Here is a 21,766-nt window from a genome sequence, read left to right on the forward strand (position 1 = left end):
CCATGATAGAAGTCGAGATAGATAAGGGTTCCGGCTTTTGTTTTGGCGTGGTAACGGCTATCGAGAGTGCAGAACGCGAACTGAAAAATACGAATACGTTGTATTGCCTCGGAGATATCGTACACAATAGCTTGGAAGTGGAACGGTTGGAAAAGTTGGGACTGCGGACGATCGGGCACGACGAGTTTACCCGTTTGAAGGGAGAAAAGGTGTTGCTTCGGGCGCATGGGGAACCGCCTTCGACCTACGAGATCGCCCGGCGGAACAACATCACGATCGTGGATGCGACCTGTCCGGTGGTGCTCCAGTTACAACGTAAGATCCATAAATGCTACGTGGCTACGCGCGATAGTCATACGCAGGTCGTGATCTATGGAAAGAAAGGGCATGCCGAAGTAAATGGTCTGGTCGGGCAAACGGAAGGGACGGCCATCGTTATCGAGAAGGTACAGGACCTTGGCCGGTTGGATTTTAGCCGGAATATCTGCCTCTTCTCGCAAACGACCAAGTCGCTTGACGGGTTTCGTGAAGTCGTGGCTGAGATCCGGCGGCGTATTGCAGATGGGGTACAATTCGAGTATTTCGATACGATCTGCCGCCAGGTGGCCAACCGTTTACCGAACATCAAGGCGTTTGCTTCCAAGCATGATTGGGTGTATTTCGTTGCTGGAAAGAAGAGTTCAAATGGCAAGATGCTGCTGGAGGAATGTCGGAAGGCAAACCCGAACACGGTCTTTATCTCGGAGGTAAAGGAGATTACCGAGCCGTTGCCTGAAGATGTGGGGAGTGTCGGGGTGTGCGGGGCCACATCCACTCCGAAGTGGCTGATGGAAGAGGTGGCTGTGCGTATTCGTGAATTGAATGCCAGCCGTTGACTTTTAGGGGTAAGATTTGATGAAGTTTTGGAAAATAGACAGGTTTTTGGCAAATAATTATTACTTTTGCCGCGAACATATAAAATATAAGACGCTATGTCTACAGTTAAGTGTATTGGCATTTTAACGTCCGGAGGTGATGCTCCCGGAATGAACGCTGCCATTCGCGCAGTGACACGTTCCGCTATTTATAACGGAATGTCCGTTAAGGGTATCTATCGTGGATACAAGGGTTTGATAACCGACGAAATTGAAGATTTCAAGACTCAGAATGTAAGTAATATTATTCAGCGTGGCGGTACTATCCTGAAGACGGCCCGTTGTGCGGAATTCAAGACGCCGGAAGGCCGTAAGCAGGCTTACGACAAACTGATGGAGCATGGTATCGATGCTTTGGTCGCCATCGGTGGTGACGGAACGCTGACGGGGGCTCGCATCTTTGCACAGGAGTTCAATTATCCGATTGTCGGCCTGCCTGGTACGATTGATAATGACCTGTATGGCACGGATATCACGATCGGCTACGACACGGCTTTGAATACGATCATGGAATGTGTCGATAAAATCCGTGACACGGCAACCTCCCATGACCGTCTGTTCTTTATCGAAGTGATGGGGCGTGATGCCGGATTTCTGGCTCTTAACGGAGCGATTGCATCGGGAGCTGAAGCGGCTATCATTCCGGAGATATCGATGGAGAAAGACCAACTGGCCGAGATGATCGAAACTGGTTTCCGTAAGTCCAAGAACAGCAGTATCGTCCTTGTTGCGGAAAGTGAGGTGACCGGTGGTGCGATGGGCGTGGCTGAACGTGTAAAGAAGGAATATCCGCAGTTTGACGTACGTGTTTCAATTTTGGGACACTTGCAGCGCGGTGGTTCACCGACTGCACAAGATCGTATCTTGGCAACCCGGATGGGAGTGGCTGCCGTCGACGCGTTGTTGGATGACCAGCGTAACGTGATGATGGGTATCCAGAATGATGAGATTGTTTACGTTCCTTTCTCCAAAGCGATCAAGAACGACAAACCGATCAATCGTGATTTGTTGAATACGCTTCGTATTTCTTCTATTTGATCTGTTATTGGCAAGTATATGAAAAGCCCCGCGGATATTTTTCATTCGCGGGGCTTTTTGCATATAGAGTTCAGCTCTGTTTACTCGTTGCATTTGAAAGCATAGACATTGCCTCCGAAATCGGTTGCGAAGATCATGTTGCCGTTTGTTGACAGAGTGGAGAATAGCGGAGCTCCCGTTTTATGTTTCCATGTCGTTTGCCCGCTTTCCTTATCTATGCCATAGATGATGCCGTCGGATGCTCCGAAGTAAATCGTATCTCCGATGAGTAGGGGGCTCGTTTCGACCGTGGCAGCCGGATGGCGGGAATAGGGAGCCGTATAAACCAGAGCTGGAGATGTCCGGGCTTTCCATCTGACCTCGAATGTCTCACGGTCGAGTGCGACCAGGCCATCAGTCTGCGTCCCGAAAACAATCAGTTTATCCGTGACCAACGGGGTCGAATTGACTTGGACATTGAATGGTAACTCTTTACGGACAATGACTTCCCCCGAATGGCAGTCGATGATAAATAAAGACTGGCGCGAAGTAACATAAAGCAGATTACCGTCATATGCCGGTGTTGCGCCTCTATCCGTAATTCCGTCTTTATCGAGTTTCCAAAGCAACTCTCCCGTTTGTGCGTCGTTGCCGTAGAAGCCTCGCCAGTTGGCGCCTGAAATAACTACTCCGTTTGCCAGCAGAGGAGTCGATGTCGTGGCTTCTCCTTGCGGCCAGCCTTTGTTCAGCCAGACTGCGTCACCCGTTTTACCGTTGTATGCTCCGAATGCCTTTCCACTTCCGGCATAGACAATGCCATTGGCGGCTGTCAGCCCGTCCACAAGGACAGGAAGGCCGGCGACATCCATCTTTTTGTCCCATTTTAGTTTGCCAGTCTGTGAGTCGATGGCGTATAAATAACCTTCCGCATCTTGTGCGAAGACGGTTCCTTCGTCTACGGCAATCGTGTTTTTGATGGAGTTGCGAACCGGATATCTCCATTGTAATTCACCAGTCTTTGCATCCAGAGCGAAGATTGCACCTTCTCCCTTCAAATCTTCATCGAGAGAAGCGACGTACACTTTACCGCCGGCAACGACCGGAGAAGAGAAATACAGGTTGGCATTTACGTTACGGGTCCATGCCAGTCGGGGTGTTTTGCCGATCTCTTCCGGCTGGTATACGAATGAGGAACGGCTGATTGCTGTTTCCCCATTGTTGAACAATGCTTTGGCTGTAATGAAAATCCGTTTGCCTTTACAGTCTGCCGGGAGTTTGGCCATTCCGGACCAATTCCAGTCTGTATTTTGAGTAAGCTGTGTTTCCGGTAGGACAGTATTGCCGTCTACGACGCAACTGTAAGTGACACGTATGGCAGGAGCAACTGCATTGTAGGTGTTGACCGATACCGGAATCTTTTCGTCTGACGTCATTGTACATGCATCATTCGCGATAGAGGCGGTTTCGATGGACTTGTTTATATAGGTATAGCGGAGCATAGTCTGGACATCTCCTTTTTGATCCACGTCTACCACACGGAAGGCGGAAGTCGAGTGGTCGATTCCCCCTTTGTCGAGTGTTGCGGTCGAGATTGTCAGGACATCTCCTTGTTTCCGCACGAAATGATTATGCCAATGGCCGTACAGCCACGCTTTCAGGTTATGTTCGTTCAGGTTAATCTTCTCGTTATCGTCAATACCGAAAACAAACTCGTTCCCGGAAGTCAGCAGGTCATGGTTAAAGACGATGATCGGTTTTCCTGTCGGTACTTGCGCCAGGTCATTCTTTAACCAGCGGTATACATCTTCTTTTGTATAGCCGGGCTGATGATCTCCTCCTGCCATTGGTGTAACGACGTAGTGGACATTTCCGAAGTCGAAGGAATAATAAACCGGACCGTAAACATTTTCAAAAACCTCTTCTCCATATTTCCCTTTTACAAGGTCATGGTTACCGATACAGTAGAACATCGGGCAGTCCATGTTTGACGTGTTCATCAGATGGATATGGTTCTTCAATCCATTTTCATAGCAGATATCACCGGTATGGATGATAAATGAGATATTCTCGTTAGCCGCATAATCCCGGATGTTATTCGCCCAGTCTTCTTGGTTTTCCGTATTGAATATCTCGGTATCGGAAATATGGATGAACCTGTGACTGCCATTCGGCTTGATGCGTCCTTTCCAGGGTTGCAGGCCGAAATCGTATGTTTGCCCTGTGCCGTTGATCCGCCGGTAATATTGATTGTCTGTCCTATAGCCGGAAGGAGTGGTGATGAAGATAAATCGTTCTCGTTTGTGTCCGGGAAGTGTATATACTCCTTCGGCATTCGTTTTGACAACGTTCAACCCGTCGGAAACCCGGATGCCTTTTAAGACTTTCTCTCCTTTGTCGTAGATTCCGTTCCGGTTGGAGTCTACATATACGTGGCCTTGATAGGCAGCATGAGCCTCCGTGATTACCGCGCAACTTAGTAATAGCAGTATAAGTTTTTTCTTTTCCATTTATTTATTTCTTTGCAGACAGATTTTCCAAGAACAGGTCCATCATCCGTTTGGCTGCAACGAACGAACTGATCTCGTTATTCAATACCTGCTGCTCCGTGAAGTTCAACATTTTTTCTACCGCCGGATTGTGGTAGAACGTTTCGCGGAGTGTGTCGTTGATACTTTCGTACATCCAATATTTGGCTTGTTCGTTGCGCTTGTAGTTGAAGTAGCCGTTCTTTTGAGTGAATTCCATATATTCTCCGACCATATCCCAGATTTCTTTAATCCCCAGATTGTAATAACCGGAATAAGTCAATACTTTCGGGCTCCAACCGGATTCGGGGGCCGGAAACAGGTGCAAGGCGTTGCGGAATTGTGCCGCTGCCAGTTTTGCTTTTTCGAGGTTGTCACCATCCGCCTTATTGATGATGATCCCGTCCGCCATCTCCATGATCCCGCGCTTGATGCCTTGCAATTCGTCTCCAGTACCGGCAAGTTGGATCAACAGGAAGAAATCGACCATCGAGTGGACAGCCGTCTCGCTTTGTCCGACACCGACCGTTTCGACAAATATCGTATCGAATCCGGCAGCTTCGCAAAGAACGATCGTTTCACGTGTTTTACGGGCAACGCCACCTAAGGAACCTGCTGATGGCGAAGGACGGATGAAAGCGTTCTTTTCACGGGACAAGGCCTCCATACGAGTTTTGTCGCCGAGGATGCTGCCTTTCGAGCGTTCGCTGCTGGGGTCGATTGCCAGCACAGCCAGTTTACGTCCTTGCCTTATCAAGTGCATGCCGAACGCATCGATCGAGGTGCTCTTACCTGCTCCCGGTACTCCGGTGATGCCGATACGGACAGACTTTCCTGCATGCGGCAGGCATTTTTCGATAATTTCCTGTGCTACTTGCTGGTGTTCGTATTTGGAGCTTTCCACCAGTGTTACCGCCTGGCTGAGGATCGTAATGTTTCCTTTCAGGATACCTTCTACAAATTCGGCAGGCGTATATTCTTTGCGTTGAATCCTTTTTTTTAGATAAGGATTTACGGTCGGTACATCGGCTACTCCCTTGTTCACCTTTAATCCTTTGTACAGATCGTCGTTTTCGGGATGTTCCATAATTTAGTTGAAAGTTGAAAGGTGAAGGTTGAAAGGTGGAAGAGGAAGCTGTTTTAACTTTCACCTTTCGACTTTCACCTGGTTATTTATTGGCTGTCACCTTCACAAGCCGTACCGGACCGTTCGGGTCGTTGCATACGAAATTGATGAGGGCTTCCAGTTTTGTTTTTATCTCTTTCGGGCGTACTGTCACTTTGAAAGTGGCTGTCGTGCCCGGCTTTATTTCTCTTTTGCCACCGGAAACAGCTACGCGTTCGTCTTCGCAGGTCACACTATAGATGACAAGTGGTGATTTTCCTGAGTTGGTAATTTCGATCGTGCCGCTCACCCGACCGCCGACCAGTGGGATGAAACTGCTTTTGTCAGGTAGTTTGCCGAAGTCGAGCAAGGTACCCGATAGCTGGGCTACCGGAGCTTTCGCCTTCTCCGAGGCAGTCAGTTTGCTGAAGTCGTCTATGATATTGGCTGCAACATGTAGTTTGCCTTCTGTTCCTTTCTTCTGACCGATACTTTCGACCGTTACCGGAATTTCGGCTGTCATGCGGCCTTTCCGTTTTGCCTCTTTCGCATTCATGAGGATGGATATTTCGCCTGTTTCACCCGGAGCCAGTTTTGTAGGATTGGCTACGACGTTCAGATAATGAGGCGTCTTTCCTAAATGAATGTTCAGAGATGTCTTTCCTTCATTGATTATGTTGATCTTCTCTCCCAATGTTTCTTCCGGACGGACTGTGCTATAGAGGACATTCTTGGTTTGCAACTTCAAGTCGCCGATGCTATACGGATAAATCAGTATGGGTTGAGCTTCTTTAGGGGTTACGTTTCCTTTGATACCTAAGGAGAAACTGCCTTTTTTCCCGTTACTGTAGATCGCTATAGTTTTGTAAAAAGGGCCGGGACGTCCTTTCGGGTTGTAGGTTACTTTTACTTCTCCGGTCTTTCCCGGAGCGATGGGCTCTTTGGTCCATTCGGGCTGCGTACAGCCGCAGGATGCTGTGATCCTCGTGATGACAAGCGGACCGTTACCTGTGTTTTTGATCGTAAATATGTGACTTGCCAATCCATCGGATTCTCCAATCGTACCGAAGTTATAGATCAGCTCATCTGCACTGATTCGGGCGTTATTTTGTGCCGATATACTGCTTATTGCAAACAGTATACCGGCAAGAATAAAGACTAGTTTGTTTCTGTTCAACATTCTTTATCGTTCAGTTTTCCTGTTATTATTCTACTTCTCCCCGGATCGTCAGGATAAAACTACCGGTTTTACCATTACTGTATACGGAAATAGTCTTGACAAAAGGACCGGGGCGGTCTTTCGGATTATAAGTGATTTTGATATCACCTGTTTTACCCGGAGCTATCGGTTCCTTTGTCCATTCCGGCGTCGTACAACCGCAAGAGGCGATGACACGAGTCAAGACCAACGGTGCTTCGCCTGAGTTCTTTATTTTAAAAGTGTGCGACACATTGCCGTTCGCTTCCTTGATCGTTCCGAAATCGAAAGAGGTTTCATCTGCCGAGATTACAGCTTTGTTTTGAGCTGAAGCTATTCCTGTTGCCAGCAGGATTGCCATAAAAATAAAAATAATCTGTTTCATCTTCTCTTTTTATTTAGCTATTGTTTAAAATGCAAAGATAATGTTTACTACTGAATTAGTTTCTTTAAAAAATAAAATTCTGCTTCCATCGCGAGTCGGGGATACCGGATTTGTGTGCACTTGCCATCGCTGGGAGTCTCACTCAATCTACCTTGATGATGTTTCCTTCCGTATGCGATACGAATTCGGGTGCGTACAGGCATTGGATCGTACTGATTCCTCCTGCATATTCACCGGTACGTGACACGTATACGGCATATTCCAGTACAAAAGTCCCCTGGGGCAGGCGTTCGAAGAAGAAATTCTCCGAAACATCCGTCGGCGACTGGTAATACCAGACCCCGTCCCTATAGATAGAACCGGAAAGTTGGTCTGCCGGTTCAAAACATCCGGCTCGGAGGTCTTTCAGGAAGACGTAATCCATTTCGCGATCGGTACGGACCACAAGGCGGACGACCACTTTGTCGCCGACACTGAGCGGTTCATCCGGGGTGACCGGACGAAGTTGCCGCTCAGTCCCGTTATTGGTTTCTACGAATAGCAGCTTTTCTACGTTCAGGACGCCTTTCTGTTTTTTTACCTCGTTGATGTTCTGGAAGTATTGCTCGTAGACAGCTCCCCATGCAGGCGCCGAGCCTTCTTTCCGGATAGAGATGGAGGTTCCTTCGGATGAGGTCGCTTTTTCATCCGATATGGTTACTTTCAGATAGCCGGTGGCCAATTCGCCGCTTGTCGTGCTATAGGTTTGCTTGCCCCATTGGGCGGTGCAAGTGTTGGCAGTGTCCAACCAGTTGCTGCCTGTCAGAAGCAAAGTATAAATAGCGTTGACCGTTGCCGGTACGGATTTCCAGTTCTGCGTCTGTTTCTGGTTGAGTAACCATTGTTTCATACGGTCTGTTTCTTGTTTGTCGGGCGAAACTTCATTGAAGAAAGCCATCAGCAGGCAATGGGTGTCGATCGGAGAGGCAAAGGCGTTTGCTCTGCTCCGGTTGTTCGCCCAATACATACCTTTGTCCGGAGAGGTCGAAGCTGTTTTACGCAGCCAAGTGATAATCTTTCCGGCAATCTCTTTATTTCCATTCCTCCACATGAGCCACCCTATTTCTCCTTTGCCGTGGATGGATTGTTTGTCCCACTGCTTTTCCGCCAGGTTCGTATAGTAGCGGATTGCTTCACGGGCCGAACCCAACTCCGGAATGTCTCGGTAATTGCTGCGGACAAACAGATATTCGATTTCCAATGGAGAAATTTCGTTTTTCTGCCAGTTCTTGATCTTTTGTAATGCCTCATAATCGGACTGGATTTGTTTGTCAACGAATTTGAGTGCTTTCATCTGCATCTCTTTTTCCTGCTGGTTATATTCGACTGCATTCAACTCCGTCAGTTGGCTCATCCCTTTCAGAATATAGAGTGTGATCTCCTGGCTCGGATACATGCCTTTGAACCAACCCCAACCTCCATCCGGCGTTTGCAGGTCGAGAAGATGTCGGAGGGCGGTTTCCCGCTGTCCTGCTGCCCGGTTCATATCGAAAAGGAGGGACAAACGCTGTTTTTGTTCCGTTTCATTGTCTGCTTCCAATACCCAGGGTGTTTCCTGTAGAAGGATGTTTTTCAGTTCTGCATTTTTTTCCAGGTTAGAATAGAGCGTGGAGGCGTTTCCGCCCTGTGCTTTCCACTGGCTGATGACCTGCTGGATACGCGGGTGGGCGGTGGCGATGTAGCTCGCCAAAGTGTTACTGTAATAAGAGGCGAACCAGGAAATGACGTTGTCGTTTTCCGGTTGGGATAGGGTCGGCAATGCCTGTACGGCATACCAGATAGGGTTGGCAGTCAGCTCCAGTGTCGTGCGGAACGGACGGATATTTTTGTTGTCTTTCGGGCGGATCACTTCTTCGTTCTTGTCGAACAGGTAGAACGGAGTGCTTTCCGTTATCAATATCTCGTTCGATAGAACCGGGATCAGATGCTGTTCGCCGTCGCTTCCCTTGTCTGAGTCGGCAATGATACGGCAACCGATAACACCGTCCGAAGAGGCCGGAACCTTGAATGACCAGTTGACAGTCGTGGTGCTGTCAACCCCCAAGGTGAAAGGCTTCTGCGATTTGGTGAGGCAGATCACCGGCTGGCCGTTGCCCGGATCGAACAGTTCCAGGCTGGCGCGTCCGTCCATAGTGGCAGACGACTGGTTGCTGATTTGCGCCGTGATGGTCACTTCATCGCCCTGGCGCAGGAAGCGCGGAAGGTTAGGGGTTACCATCAACGGTTTGCTGGTGATGATTTCGCGGGACAGGTAGCCGTATTTCAGGTCTTCCGTCTGGGCCAGCAGTTGCAGTTTCCAAGTCGTGTTGCTTTCGGGCATCGTGAAGCTGAACGCTACATCGCCTGCTTCGTCGGTCACTAAGGCCGGATAGAAGAATGCGGTTTCGGCAAAGTTTTCACGAAGTTCGACCGGTTTGTTCGGGAAGAACGGTGTTCCATTTTCTTCCACTTCTTCTTCTGCTATGATATTAGCGACACCCTGGTACGCTTTTACTGCCGGTTCTTCTAGTGGCATACTGTCTTCGGTGATGTTGAGAACTTCGGTTATTGCCGGTGCTGTCCCTGATTTCATGACGGCTCCGGTTGCATAGCGTCGTTCGCTTTGTTCATATTGCCAACCGATTCTCAGTACGTCCTGCCAGTCGAGTCGGTCGTATTGGAACTGTGGGACGTTCAATCTTTTCCGATCTCCTGTTTCGTACCTGCTGCTGTTAGTGAATGCTGTCCCTTCAGAAAAACGAGGAGCATACAGATAAACATATCTTTTAGGAGAGAAAGACCAGCTGAAAGGCAATAACTTGTCCAATGAAGCATCGTACATGCCAGCCAAAACTTCAGCGGAGACGGTCAAGGAATCAGCATCCGTAATACGGAATTTCCAATTTTCCTTGCTTCCCGGCAGCAGGTGGTCACGGAATGTCTTTGCCTGGATATTCAATCTCCGATCCGGTTGCCGGCGTTGAACCGGAACTTGTTTCACATACATCTTGCCGTCTTTGACAAATGTGAAAGACACGGTGAAACCTTCCCCATCCGTTTCTTTGAACGGGATGCGGAATGTCCGGTTTTCATCGCTCAACTGGATCAGTTTGCGTTCCGTGCATTTATTGTCTGCTGTATAAATTTCATATAATATATGTGTGTCTTTGTCGGATGTTCCGAAAATAAATGCGGCCTCTTCTCCCGGCGCACAGGTCGTGTGCTCATTAACCAGCCAGGTATGCATAAATACGGGCGGCCGTTTATCCCGGCGGTTGTACAAGATGAAATCTTGATTGGCGGAAACTTCTTTTCCGTTGGAGTCGGTCGATTTCACTTCCAGGCGATAGCGTCCGGCGGGAAGTTCGCGGAATACGGCAGGTGATATTTCGTATCCCGTTATGAAAGTTCCAACAGTCACCAGTTTATTGATTTTGTACCGGTCTGCACCGAACATATCCTTTTCTGGCTTTTCGTCCGACAGTGAATAAATCGTGTAACTTCCTTCCGCAGATGTTTTTTGCCTATTCACGGTATAGGCCGTTACCACAGCCTTGGCGGAATCATTTTCCATTTCCTCTCCGGGCATTTGGATATCCAACAGGATACCTGTATCGCCGACGGAGAAGGTATAGCTTGCCTCTTGTGTCTCTCCTTTGCTGTCGGTCAGGGTTGCCGTTACTTCGTAGCTCTGGAAGGCAGGGCGCATATCTGATGTTTCCGGCCGTTCGGGTATGAAGGAGATCGTGAAGTTTCCTTTATTGTCAATTTTTGCCGTTCCGTTAGCCACCTGCTTGTATGTAAAATCGAACGGGTCCGGCATATAAAAACGTGCCCAGAACGGGCGGCGGGTGATCGTCCAGTTTATCTCACCTTCCTGCAAGTTTATACCGGAGAAAGTTTGTGCTTCGCCTGTCAACTTCACCGGATGGCCGAAAGACACCTCTTCCTTGAGCGGCAGGAAACTGACTTTGAAAGTCGGGCGTTTGTATTCTTCTACCCGGATATTCGTACGAGACCTTTCTGTGACAAGCGTGAAGTTCCCGCTCAAAGTCTGTGCCGGGATGGTGAACTCTCCGTTGAAGGAACCGAACCGGTCGGTCTTGAATTCTTTGCTGGCTACATCCTTGTAGTTGGCATCCCGCAGGGTGACGGTATAGGTGCGTCCGGCCACGACATGCGGGTTGTCCGTATCTTTCACATAAGCGATCCCTTTGAAGAATACGTTTTGCCCCGGCCGGTAGATGCCCCGGTCCGTAAAGAGTGACAAACCGACTGTCTCCTTTTCCTGTCCGGAGCGGGAAGTGCCGTAAGGATATATATTTGTGATGATGGAAGAGGAGTCTTCGCGAAGTACCGGACGTATGTGCTCGATTTTCTTTTTGGCCGGGAGGATGGCGATTCCCAACCGGTCTGTTTTGACTTCTCCCTGGCGTTGGATGGTTCCGTTCATCATATTGGTTTTGTAATAGATGACGGTTGCCCCTTCGATCGGTTTGCCGCTTTCGAGGTCGGTGACAAGTACTTCCGGGTTGTTTGTCTGGCTACGGGTGAGGGCTGCCAGACGGCTGACGCTAAAACGGTTGGAGACTGTCAGCTGCTTGCCGGGAACCGTGATCACATATTCGTATAATCCCAACCTGTCCATCGGAATGGCCAGCGTGGAATCGGCTTCGGTGTATGAGTTGGCGAGATTCATCTTGAATGTGACCTCTTTTACCAGTTCTCCCCGCATGCTTTTACTGTTCTTGCCGTAATTCCGCCAGGCATCTTCCGGCTGGCGAAGGCTTTTGTAGATGCGCACAACTAACCGGGGTGTGTTGACATACTTGATTTGCAATGTAAGGTCCTTGCCCGGATACACATTGTTGTCGGATTGGATATTCAGGACCGGCGTTTCCATTTCGTTTAACTGGTTCTTGAAAACGTTTATGCGGTCGTATTTGGGATATTGCGCGATACTTTCTTTGCAGAGCGAATAAATGAGCGCCTGGACGGAGTCTTGGTGAGCCTTGTTGCCTTGATAACGTTCCCGTTGGAGAAGATTCATCTCGGCAATGCGTATTTCGGCGGCAAACGGCTCTTTGCCGTATACATTATACAAACTGTCCAACGTGTTTCTGTAGTCGTTGGTGTTTGTAGACTGGCTGTCGTATTTATATTGCCAGTAGTCCAGTTCGTCCAGTAATAAGGCTTTTTTCTCCGGTTGTGTACGGCGGAAGTCGATCACATCTTCATACCATTTATCCGACGGCTGTATGTCGATCGCCCGGAAAGCCAGGAAATCATATAGAGTAGGGCGAAGTTGAGGCGTGTCTTTCCCTTTTTTCAGGATCAGGTTATACTGGCTGACCGGTGTTTGTTGCAGCAACCGAGCCGGTTGGAGAGATAGCGTCAGTTCCTGTTTGATCTTTTCTCTGAACAGATTGGAGGTCCATTCCCGGATATCATCGGGAACATAGCCTGCCAGTTCGGTCCGCTGGTTGACGTTCCAACGGTTTTGCATATAATAGTTGTTATACATCTCCGCGATCATGGAGTGGAGTATGGCTACAGATGCGGAGTCGGGACATGTACCGGCATAAGTTTCCACCTCTTTGATCAGTTCGGGGAATGTATTGACGTCTTTTTCCAGCTGATTTTTCATCCGGGTGATAAGCGCCTGGATCAATGCCGGAGTGTTTTTCGTTTGGATGGCTTCTATGATAGCCTTTTCGTTGGTGGATACCTGATTTGCTTTCACGTAGAAGATCGTGGATACTATTCCGCATACGATCAGGGCTAAAACAATAATTGCTCTTATCTTCATATCTTTCAGATTTATGATTTCGGATTTATGAAGTATGACTGATAAATCATAAATCCGAACCCGTTTCTTAGATATAGATACAAAGAAAGAGCAAAAAGTTGTAAAATTACCGTTAATTAGGAGTAATTTTATTTTTTACGGACGTAGGTCAGGAATGTGTAAGGATACGGATTTTTCTCGTCAGCGGGAAATTCCTGTCGTTCCACCTCTTCCCACAGATCCCAGTTGACAACCGGGAAAAATGCGTCTGCATCCGGAAACTCCCCGTGAATACGGGTCAGATACATCTTGTCGGCAATCCCTAATCCTTGTCTGTAAACCAGAGAACCTCCGATGATGAAGATGTTTTCTTCCTTTTCGCAGATATCCAGTGCGTCATGCATGGATTCGCAGGCAAAGCAATTGATGAAACCTGCTTCAGGCATCGTCGTCAGCACGACATTTTTACGGTTGGGCAATCCGCCTTTTGGCAAAGATTCGAAAGTTTTACGCCCCATTATTACGGCGTGTCCTGTTGTCAGGTCTTTAAAACGCTTCATGTCTGCCGGCATGTGCCAGAGCAGACCCAGATTCTTCCCGATCGCATTGTTGTCGGAAATCGCTGCTACAATTGAAATAGTACTCATTGCCATTTATGATTTATTATTTATAATTTATGATTTATGATTTCAAGTTTATGGTTTATGAGGTCTGACTATATGCAGTTCATGAATCATAAATCTGAAATCATAAATCTCTTATACGGCCACTTCTCCCTTGATATGAGGATGAGGGTCGTATCCCGTTAGGTTGAAATCCTCGTACTGGAAACCGAATATATCTTTTACATCCGGGTTGATTTCCATCCGGGGAAGAGGCCGTGGATCGCGTGTCAGTTGCAACTTTACCTGTTCAAGATGGTTCGTGTAAATATGTGCGTCACCAAGCGTATGGACAAAATCTCCAGCTTTCAGTCCGGTTACCTGTGCCATCATCTGTAATAACAGGGCATACGAGGCAATATTAAAAGGTACGCCTAAGAAAATATCGGCACTGCGCTGGTACATTTGCAGGCTCAGGCGGCCGTTTGCCACATAAAACTGGAAAAAAGCGTGGCAGGGAGGCAGATTCATATTGTCCAGGTCTGCTACATTCCAGGCGCTGACGATGATACGGCGTGAATCCGGATTATGCTTGATTGTCTCTACCGCTTCACTGATCTGATCGATATTGCCGCCTTTATAGTCCGGCCATGAGCGCCATTGGAAGCCGTAGATATGTCCTAAGTTTCCATCCGGATCTGCCCACTCGTTCCAAATCCTCACTCCATGTTCCTGCAGGTATTTTGCATTTGTATCGCCCTGAAGAAACCAAAGTAATTCGTATATAATGGATTTCAAATGCAGTTTCTTTGTTGTGAGCAGAGGAAAACCGTCTTCAAGGTTGAAGCGCATCTGATGTCCGAATACACTGTATGTACCGGTTCCTGTCCGATCTTCTTTCTTGACTCCTTCGCGGAGGACACGATCGAGTAATTCTAAATACTGTTTCATTTTTCTCTATTATGACAGACAAATGTACGAAAGTGATTTGTATTAAGCAACATTATTCTACAGCATCGTTTGTTTTTGATAATAATAGCGTATATTTGTTGCCTATCTAACAAACATTAATTTATTAGTATCGAAAATGAAGAGACTATGTATGGCTGTCATGGCAATGTGTGTTTTGTTGTCATGCACTGAGAAAAAAGAGGAAGCCACTCTTTCTGGACTGATGAAATCTAATTTCGTATCAGAAGTACAGGGAAAACCGACTGCATTATATGTGTTGAAGAACCAGAATGGTGCAGAGGCCTGTGTGACAAACTGGGGCGGGCGCCTGGTATCGGTTATGGTTCCTGACAAGAATGGCAAAATGACGGATGTCGTCCTGGGATACGATAATATCCAACAGTATGTGGACAATCCAAACAATAACTACGGCGGGTTGATCGGTCGTTATGGAAACCGTATTGCAAATGGCAAGTTTACGCTGGATGGTGTTGAGTACCAGCTTCCGCAGAATAACAACGGACATTGCCTGCATGGTGGTCCGGAAGGTTACCATACGGTTGTTTGGGATGCCAAACAGGTAAATGACCAAAGTGTGGAATTGACGTATCTCTCCAAAGATGGTGAAGCCGGTTTCCCCGGAAATCTGAACCTGAAAGTCACATACACATTGACGAATGACAATGCCGTCGATATCAAATACGAAGCTACAACGGACAAACCGACTGTCGTGAACTTGACGAACCATAGCTATTTCAACCTTTCCGGTGTTCCGGGTTCTCAGATCTTGGATCATTCTATTATGATTGCTGCAGATACTTATGTTCCGGTTGATGAAACATTGATCCCGACCGGCACGCTTGATCCGGTAGAAGGAACTCCGATGGATTTGCGTACGGCTGTTGCCGTAGGCGCACATATCGATGATCCGTTCGATCAGTTGGTAAGAGGCAAAGGCTATGATCATAACTGGGTGTTGAATAATAATTGCGACATCAATGTGTTGGCTGCAAAGGCTGTTTCTGCAAAGAGCGGTATCGGCCTTGAAGTGTACACAAACGAGCCGGGTATCCAGTTCTATGCCGGAAACGCAATGACGAAGGATGGAGATAAAGGAAAGTTAGGTGTGATTTATCCGCATCGCGGTGCTTTGTGTCTCGAAACACAACATTATCCCGATTCTCCCAACCAGCCGAGCTTCCCAAGTGTGGTGCTGCGTCCGGGCGAAAAGTATTTCAGCGAGTGTATATATAAATTCACGGTTGAAAAGTAGGATACGTATTATTTTTAGGGAAACTTTCCGGTAATCGGAATGCTTGGAGGGGCGGCAGTAAAAGGCCGCCCTTTTTTTGTTTCCAAAAATCTTTGATTTATATCTGTTAATGTTTCTTCGTAAACAATATGGTTTGCCGTTTTTCACTATCTTTGCGATTGACATAGGATTGTCGAAGCTTTGACTTTTCGGCTGTTCTGTCGATGGATAACGTTAAGCGTTTAAGATATTATCTTTGGAACTGAAAATCGCCAACTTTCCAGTCGGACAAAGATAATAGACAACTGGACGCTCACGCTTGTTATATATACTTGTGTATATAGAATAAAGCGTGGGCTGTTGTTTATTATTTGTCCGATGGGTGTTTGGCGATACCTCAGTTTCAAAATAGTAGATTAACAGTTCCCACGCTTTTTAATTAATATAGATGCCAAACATAGGGGAGCAGGGCGGCACCATAATTTGAGTATGAGCTCAGAAGAATCGGAAAGAATTGCAATCTGTTGCGTATTATTGGATATTGTGGAAGCTATGGGCACAAGTGCCGACATAAAGGGCTGCCGACATTATCAATCGTTGAGAGATAAAACGGATATTACCGATTCTGACTTTGAAGGGGCACGCTCCGTTTCGGTATTGTCCAGTTTGGTTACTTTGAAGGGGATGCATTATAATAAAAAGATGTTGCTTGCATTGACTGTATGTGATCTTTATTCCGGACACACCCCTGTGTCTCTTAATTTAAGGATTGCATTCGAAACATTGATGAATGCAATCGAATGGCCGATATCGTTTTCCGAGATATTGACGATCAGCCGGACGGAATAACTCTATTCATGTTTGGATGATACATATAGTCTTTTCTTGTCGGATAAGTATCTTAATTACAATTAGTCAGTATGAAAAGACTCTGTGCATCCGGGTGTAGCCGTCCCGAACATCCGGATGTAGAGAGTGGCTACATCCGGGTGTAGAAAGCCGGAAGATGGGGGTGTTTCTGAACATTTCTGCTTGCTTTCCGCTCTTTTCCTGCTTGTTTTCAATTAAAAAGTATCTTATGTTGACGAAATAACCTTCTTGCAAATGTATATTGACATGTTTCCTTCCGTGTTTGAAACAATACCGGCTATCTGTTTCAATGTCAGGGAGAGTGATACAAGTGTGACATAGGAGTGATACATGGATCAGGCATGTATCACTCTTGCTCTTATTGTTTATCAATGCTTACGAAGCAAAATGTGATAGAGTGATAGAGAATCTTGGAAAAACGATAAAAAGGAATCGGCCGTTTTTAGTCGTATTCAACATATTGCGGTCGGAATCAACAGCAATCATATAATGGGGATGGGGAAATGTCCGGATACAAAAAAGGCTGATGAATCTGATTCACCAGCCTTTTTGTATATCCAATATAATAGTTAAAACATCCCTTTTTCCAAATCAGCAGCTTTTACGCGGAAGATGTATCCGTTGCGCGAGAAGACTAATTCACCGTCTTCTTTCTTTTTCTGGTTTACTAATCGCTGGAATGCGATATTGGCACCTTTAACTATATTCTCTTCAAATTCTCTAACTTCTTGTTCACTCATGATGCTCAAGTTTTGTATAAATATCCGAATTATATATCTCTTTTTTATCACTCCTGAAACCTTTGGCGATTACTTCCATCGGTGACATGGAGTTGTCTGCAATCATCCAATAATCACAAATGGGGATATATAGTTCAAAGAGATTGTGAATACCTGCCTCGTAACGACGGCGGATAGTACTCTCCGGAATGTTATGTCCTCCGGCGGCCACTCTCATTTTTACTCGCTCCACTGCCAGATCCGGTGTGTTCAGCCAGAAATATAACAATGTCACATAATACCCTTCCCTTTGTGCTTCCCGAATCAGGTTTGCGCCTGAACGGGTGGCCAGTGTAGTTTCCATAGCAAACGTTTCGCCTGAAGCGATTAGTTCTTTAATGCGTTTATACATAATACGACTGGCTTCAACGGCTACCGCGATACTATCAGAATTAAAAGGGGAAAGCCCCTTGGCAATCTCGTCGGAATTTACGAACTCTTTACACTTCAACATCTCTGGAAGAATTGTGAAGGAAGCTGTCGTTTTTCCTGCTCCGTTGCATCCCGATATTATGTATAGATATGGCACTACTTACTGTCTTTTGTTGGGGCAAATATAGATAATAGTTTAATATGTTGGTTAATTTTATTCTCAAAAATAGTAAAAATGTGCAGAAAATGTACGGATAACCCCTCAGTTCGTTGTAAAAACAGGCGGTTTGGTGTAATTTAATGGCTTTGTCAAATGTCTGCAGCATACCTTTATACCCATAAAAGGTCGCTCATTATGCCGTCTGAGATGAAAATGCCTTTTTTCGAGAGGGTTAAAGTGTCGTTTTCACGGATAAGCAACCCTTGACGCAAATAGGTAGCTGCCTGCTGTTCGAGATAGGTTTGCTTTTCTTCTCCGAACCGCTCCCGGATATCAGCTGTCCGGATTCCCCACATTGTGCGTAGTCCGGTGATGATGAAGTCGTTGTATTTTGTGTTGATGTCCAATTCTTCTATCTCTATATCGGGAATGCCTGCCTTGATCCCTTGTAAGTAGCGGGGAAGGGAAGATATGTTCCATTGCCGGCTTTCTCCATCATAGGAATGGGCGGAAGGTCCGATGCCTATATATTTCGTGCCGGTCCAATAGGAACTGTTGTGCCGGGAAAAATAACCGGGACGGCCAAAATTGGAAATCTCGTAATGGAGATATCCGGCTTCGGTCAGCCGATTGATTAAAGTGGAGAAAAGGGTGACGCTCAAGTCTTCTTCTATAGGAGTCACTTTCCCGGCTTCCATCAATTTATATAGGGCTGTCCCTTCTTCATATATTAAGTGGTAGGCTGATATATGGGGAATTTCCAGACGGATCGCGTCATCCAGATTCTCTTGCCACTCTTCCAAGGTCTGTCCGGGCAACCCGTATATCAAGTCGATGCTTATGTTTTGGATGCCGTTTTCTTTGCAAAGCCCGACTGCGCGCAAAGCCTGTTCGCGGTTATGGCGCCGGTTCAGGAAACGGAGGTCTTTTTCTTTGAAACTTTGTACTCCCATACTGATCCGGTTGAAGGGCAGGTTGCGGAGGGAGGCGACGTATTCCGGTGTCATATCGTCAGGATTGGCTTCCAGCGTAATTTCTGTGCATGAGCTTGTGCCGAACAAGCGGTCCGCAGCCTCGAATATCCGTTCGAAGTCGGCCTGTTGAAGTTGGGAGGGCGTACCGCCTCCGAAATAAATGGTGTCAAGAGGTTCCCCTCCTATATATTCCTGACGTAATTCCATCTCCCGGATAGCTGCATCGATATACGGCTCTTTGAACTTCATATCCGTATTGGAAAAGAAGTCGCAATACAGGCACCGTTTGGCGCAAAAAGGAATATGGATATATAAACCTGCCACTTAGTTCTGCTTTTTAACGATACAAAGATAGCAACATTTTATCTCTATCTGTCTTTCTTTCCGCTCTTTATCTTTGAACTGTTAAACAACATAGTTCTCAAACACCGGGTTTGAAATTGTTTTTCTCCTTTACAATCTCTAATTTGCGGTCCCGTGAATGAAAAGGGTTTTCGGGGCAATCTTTATTGTTAAACACAAATTAATACCTTGATATCATGAAAGTATACCAAACAAACGAAATTAAGAACATCTCTATCTTGGGAAGTTCGGGCTCTGGGAAAACCACTCTCGCTGAAGCAATGCTTTACGAGGGTGGAGTTATAAAACGTCGCGGAAGTGTGGAGTCTGGAAACACTGTGAGCGATTATTTCCCGGTTGAGAAGGAGTATGGTTACTCGGTATTCTCGACCGTTTTCAGTGTAGAATGGCAGGACAGAAAGTTGAATTTCATTGATTGTCCGGGTTCAGACGATTTTATCGGCGGTGCAGTTTCCGCTCTGAACGTGACAGACACGGCACTGATGGTACTGAATGCCCAGTACGGCGTGGAAGTCGGTACAATCAACCAGTTCCGGTATACAGAACAATTTCATAAGCCGGTTATCTTTGTTGTGAACCAACTGGATAACGATAAAGCTGATTATGATGGGACAATCGCCCAGCTGCGTGAACAATGGGGAGGTAAGGTTGTTCCTATCCAGTATCCGGTTTCTACGGGTTCGTCTTTCAATGCGGTTGTCGATGTGTTGAAAATGAAGATGTATCGTTGGAAACCTGAAGGTGGTGTTCCCGAAGTGTTGGAAATTCCGGCAGAAGAAATGGATAAGGCGATGGAACTTCACAAGGCATTGGTCGAATCGGCTGCCGAACATGACGATATGTTGATGGAAAAATTCTTTGAAGAAGGTACATTGAGTGAAGACGATATGCGTGCCGGTATTCGCGCCGGTCTCGTTATCCGGGGGATGTTCCCCGTATTCTGCGTATGCGCGGGCCGTGACATGTGCGTTCGTCGTACACTTGAATTCTTAGGTAATGTCGTTCCTTGTACGGATAAGATGCCTCGCCCGGTTACGACAGAGGGTGTGGAAGTGACTCCCGACTCCAACGGACCGACCAGTTTGTTCTTCTTCAAGACGACTGTAGAGCCGCATATCGGTCAGGTTTCTTATTTTAAGGTGATATCAGGTAAGGTAAAAGAAGGTGACGATTTGTTGAATGCCGATCGTGGTTCGAAGGAGCGTATCGCGCAGTTGTTCTCTGTTGCCGGACAAACCCGTAACGCCGTGACCGAAATGGTTGCCGGAGATATCGGTGCTACCGTTAAGCTGAAGGATGTTCGTCGTGGTAACACATTGAATGGTAAGGGATGCGATTATCGTTTCGACTTTATCAAATATCCGGACCCGAAATATCGTCGTGCCGTGAAGCCGGTTAATGAAGCAGATGCTGAAAAAATGATGGAAATCTTGATGCGTATGCGTGAAGAGGATCCGACGTGGATGATCGAACAGTCCAAGGAATTGAAGCAGACGATCGTTTCCGGCCAGGGAGAATTCCATCTTCGTACGTTGAAATGGAGAATCGAGAACAATGATAAATTGCCGATCGAATTCTACGAACCGAAAATCCCGTATCGTGAAACCATCACGAAAGCAGCCCGTGCGGACTACCGCCATAAAAAACAGTCAGGTGGTGCGGGGCAGTTCGGTGAAGTTCATCTGATCGTCGAACCGTACTACGAAGGTATGCCGGCACCGGATACATATCGTTTTGGCGGACAAGAGTATAAAATCAGCGTACGTGATACGCAGACTATAGATTTGGACTGGGGTGGAAAGCTGGTGTTTGTTAACAGTATCGTTGGTGGAGCCATCGATGCCCGTTTCCTGCCGGCTATCTTGAAAGGTATTATGGCTCGTATGGAGCAGGGACCGTTGACCGGGTCGTATGCCCGTGACGTGCGCATCATCGTCTATGACGGAAAGATGCACCCGGTAGACAGTAATGAAATTTCTTTCATGCTGGCAGGCCGTAATGCTTTCAGTACCGCATTTAAAGAAGCCGGTCCTAAGATCCTGGAACCTGTTTATGATGTAGAAGTATCGGTTCCGGCTGATTATCTGGGCGACGTGATGAGTGACCTGCAGGGACGTCGCGCCATCATTATGGGTATGAATAGTGAAAAAGGCTACGAAAAGCTATTGGCAAAAGTGCCTTTGAAAGAGATGTCTTCGTACTCGACATCTTTGAGTTCCATCACAGGTGGACGTGCTTCATTTACCATGAAGTTCTCCAGCTATGAACTGGTTCCGTCGGATGTCCAGGACAAGCTGTTAAAAGCTTACGAGGCAACTCAGGCAGAAGATTGATTTGGATTTTCTATAAATTGTATGAAGGCTGCCCCTGTGAAGGAGTGGCCTTCATTGTTTTTTCATATGGCTGTTGCAATGCCGTAATATGAAGTACGTTTTTTTGTATCGTGTTAATAGAAACAACATGAAACTAAGAAAGTATTATCCAACCATTGTC

15 protein-coding genes are annotated in these 21,766 nt (G+C 46.8%); 5 read left to right on the forward strand and 10 right to left on the reverse strand.

Annotated elements, in window-relative coordinates:
• Window positions 1-2 precede the first annotated feature (2 nt).
• Window positions 3-875 carry a 4-hydroxy-3-methylbut-2-enyl diphosphate reductase gene (locus NQ542_RS17420; RefSeq protein ID WP_005637253.1) on the forward strand — a complete coding sequence of 291 codons (873 nt, stop codon included), beginning with the start codon at window positions 3-5 and terminating at the stop codon, window positions 873-875.
• Between the two features lie 96 nt (window positions 876-971).
• Window positions 972-1,952 carry a 6-phosphofructokinase gene (pfkA, locus tag NQ542_RS17425; protein WP_005637251.1) on the forward strand — a complete coding sequence of 327 codons (981 nt, stop codon included), beginning with the start codon at window positions 972-974 and terminating at the stop codon, window positions 1,950-1,952.
• Between the two features lie 80 nt (window positions 1,953-2,032).
• Here the strand turns inward: pfkA and NQ542_RS17430 are convergent, their stop codons facing one another.
• From NQ542_RS17430 to NQ542_RS17460, 7 genes are all read right to left on the reverse strand, one after another.
• Window positions 2,033-4,438, reverse strand: coding sequence for an outer membrane protein assembly factor BamB family protein (locus NQ542_RS17430; protein ID WP_005637250.1), 2,406 nt, complete (start codon window positions 4,436-4,438; stop codon window positions 2,033-2,035).
• Window positions 4,439-4,442: 4 nt separating this feature from the next.
• Window positions 4,443-5,543 (reverse strand): methylmalonyl Co-A mutase-associated GTPase MeaB, encoded by a 1,101-nt coding sequence (gene meaB / locus NQ542_RS17435; RefSeq protein WP_005637249.1) that lies wholly within the window; start codon window positions 5,541-5,543, stop codon window positions 4,443-4,445.
• Window positions 5,544-5,625: 82 nt separating this feature from the next.
• Entirely contained in the window at window positions 5,626-6,741 is a 1,116-nt protein-coding gene (locus tag NQ542_RS17440) for a DUF1573 domain-containing protein (protein WP_005637248.1), read from the reverse strand.
• 25 nt (window positions 6,742-6,766) lie between these two features.
• Entirely contained in the window at window positions 6,767-7,144 is a 378-nt protein-coding gene (locus tag NQ542_RS17445; RefSeq protein ID WP_005637247.1) for a DUF1573 domain-containing protein, read from the reverse strand.
• Window positions 7,145-7,286: 142 nt separating this feature from the next.
• Complete coding sequence (locus NQ542_RS17450) at window positions 7,287-12,971, reverse strand: alpha-2-macroglobulin family protein (RefSeq protein WP_005637246.1); 5,685 nt, start codon at window positions 12,969-12,971, stop codon at window positions 7,287-7,289.
• Between the two features lie 128 nt (window positions 12,972-13,099).
• The gene (locus NQ542_RS17455) at window positions 13,100-13,597 is read right to left on the reverse strand and encodes a dihydrofolate reductase (RefSeq protein ID WP_005648179.1); all 498 of its coding nucleotides are present in this window, start codon (window positions 13,595-13,597) and stop codon (window positions 13,100-13,102) included.
• Between the two features lie 111 nt (window positions 13,598-13,708).
• The gene (locus NQ542_RS17460) at window positions 13,709-14,503 is read right to left on the reverse strand and encodes a thymidylate synthase (protein ID WP_005637244.1); all 795 of its coding nucleotides are present in this window, start codon (window positions 14,501-14,503) and stop codon (window positions 13,709-13,711) included.
• 136 nt (window positions 14,504-14,639) lie between these two features.
• Here NQ542_RS17460 and NQ542_RS17465 point away from each other — a divergent pair, with 136 nt between their 5' ends.
• Together NQ542_RS17465 and NQ542_RS17470 are read left to right on the forward strand one after the other, a co-directional pair.
• Entirely contained in the window at window positions 14,640-15,776 is a 1,137-nt protein-coding gene (locus tag NQ542_RS17465; protein ID WP_036658961.1) for an aldose epimerase family protein, read from the forward strand.
• A 468-nt stretch (window positions 15,777-16,244) separates the two neighbouring features.
• A complete protein-coding gene (locus tag NQ542_RS17470; RefSeq protein WP_005637239.1) occupies window positions 16,245-16,604 on the forward strand; it encodes a hypothetical protein in 360 nt (119 codons plus the stop codon).
• A gap of 590 nt (window positions 16,605-17,194) precedes the next feature.
• On the opposite strand, the gene NQ542_RS17475 is transcribed toward NQ542_RS17470, so the two are convergent.
• The 3 genes from NQ542_RS17475 to hemW form a co-directional block, all read right to left on the reverse strand.
• Window positions 17,195-17,365 (reverse strand): hypothetical protein, encoded by a 171-nt coding sequence (locus tag NQ542_RS17475; RefSeq protein WP_005637232.1) that lies wholly within the window; start codon window positions 17,363-17,365, stop codon window positions 17,195-17,197.
• Window positions 17,358-17,933: a zeta toxin family protein gene (locus NQ542_RS17480; protein WP_008154394.1), complete on the reverse strand. Its 576-nt coding sequence runs from the start codon at window positions 17,931-17,933 to the stop codon at window positions 17,358-17,360. The genes NQ542_RS17475 and NQ542_RS17480 overlap by 8 nt, the downstream gene beginning before the upstream one ends.
• A gap of 173 nt (window positions 17,934-18,106) precedes the next feature.
• Window positions 18,107-19,234 (reverse strand): radical SAM family heme chaperone HemW, encoded by a 1,128-nt coding sequence (gene hemW / locus NQ542_RS17485; RefSeq protein ID WP_005650451.1) that lies wholly within the window; start codon window positions 19,232-19,234, stop codon window positions 18,107-18,109.
• A gap of 215 nt (window positions 19,235-19,449) precedes the next feature.
• Here hemW and NQ542_RS17490 point away from each other — a divergent pair, with 215 nt between their 5' ends.
• Complete coding sequence (locus NQ542_RS17490; protein WP_005637225.1) at window positions 19,450-21,606, forward strand: elongation factor G; 2,157 nt, start codon at window positions 19,450-19,452, stop codon at window positions 21,604-21,606.
• Window positions 21,607-21,766: the final 160 nt, after the last annotated feature.

The sequence above is a fragment of the Parabacteroides merdae ATCC 43184 genome (assembly GCF_025151215.1).
Lineage (GTDB): Bacteria > Bacteroidota > Bacteroidia > Bacteroidales > Tannerellaceae > Parabacteroides > Parabacteroides merdae.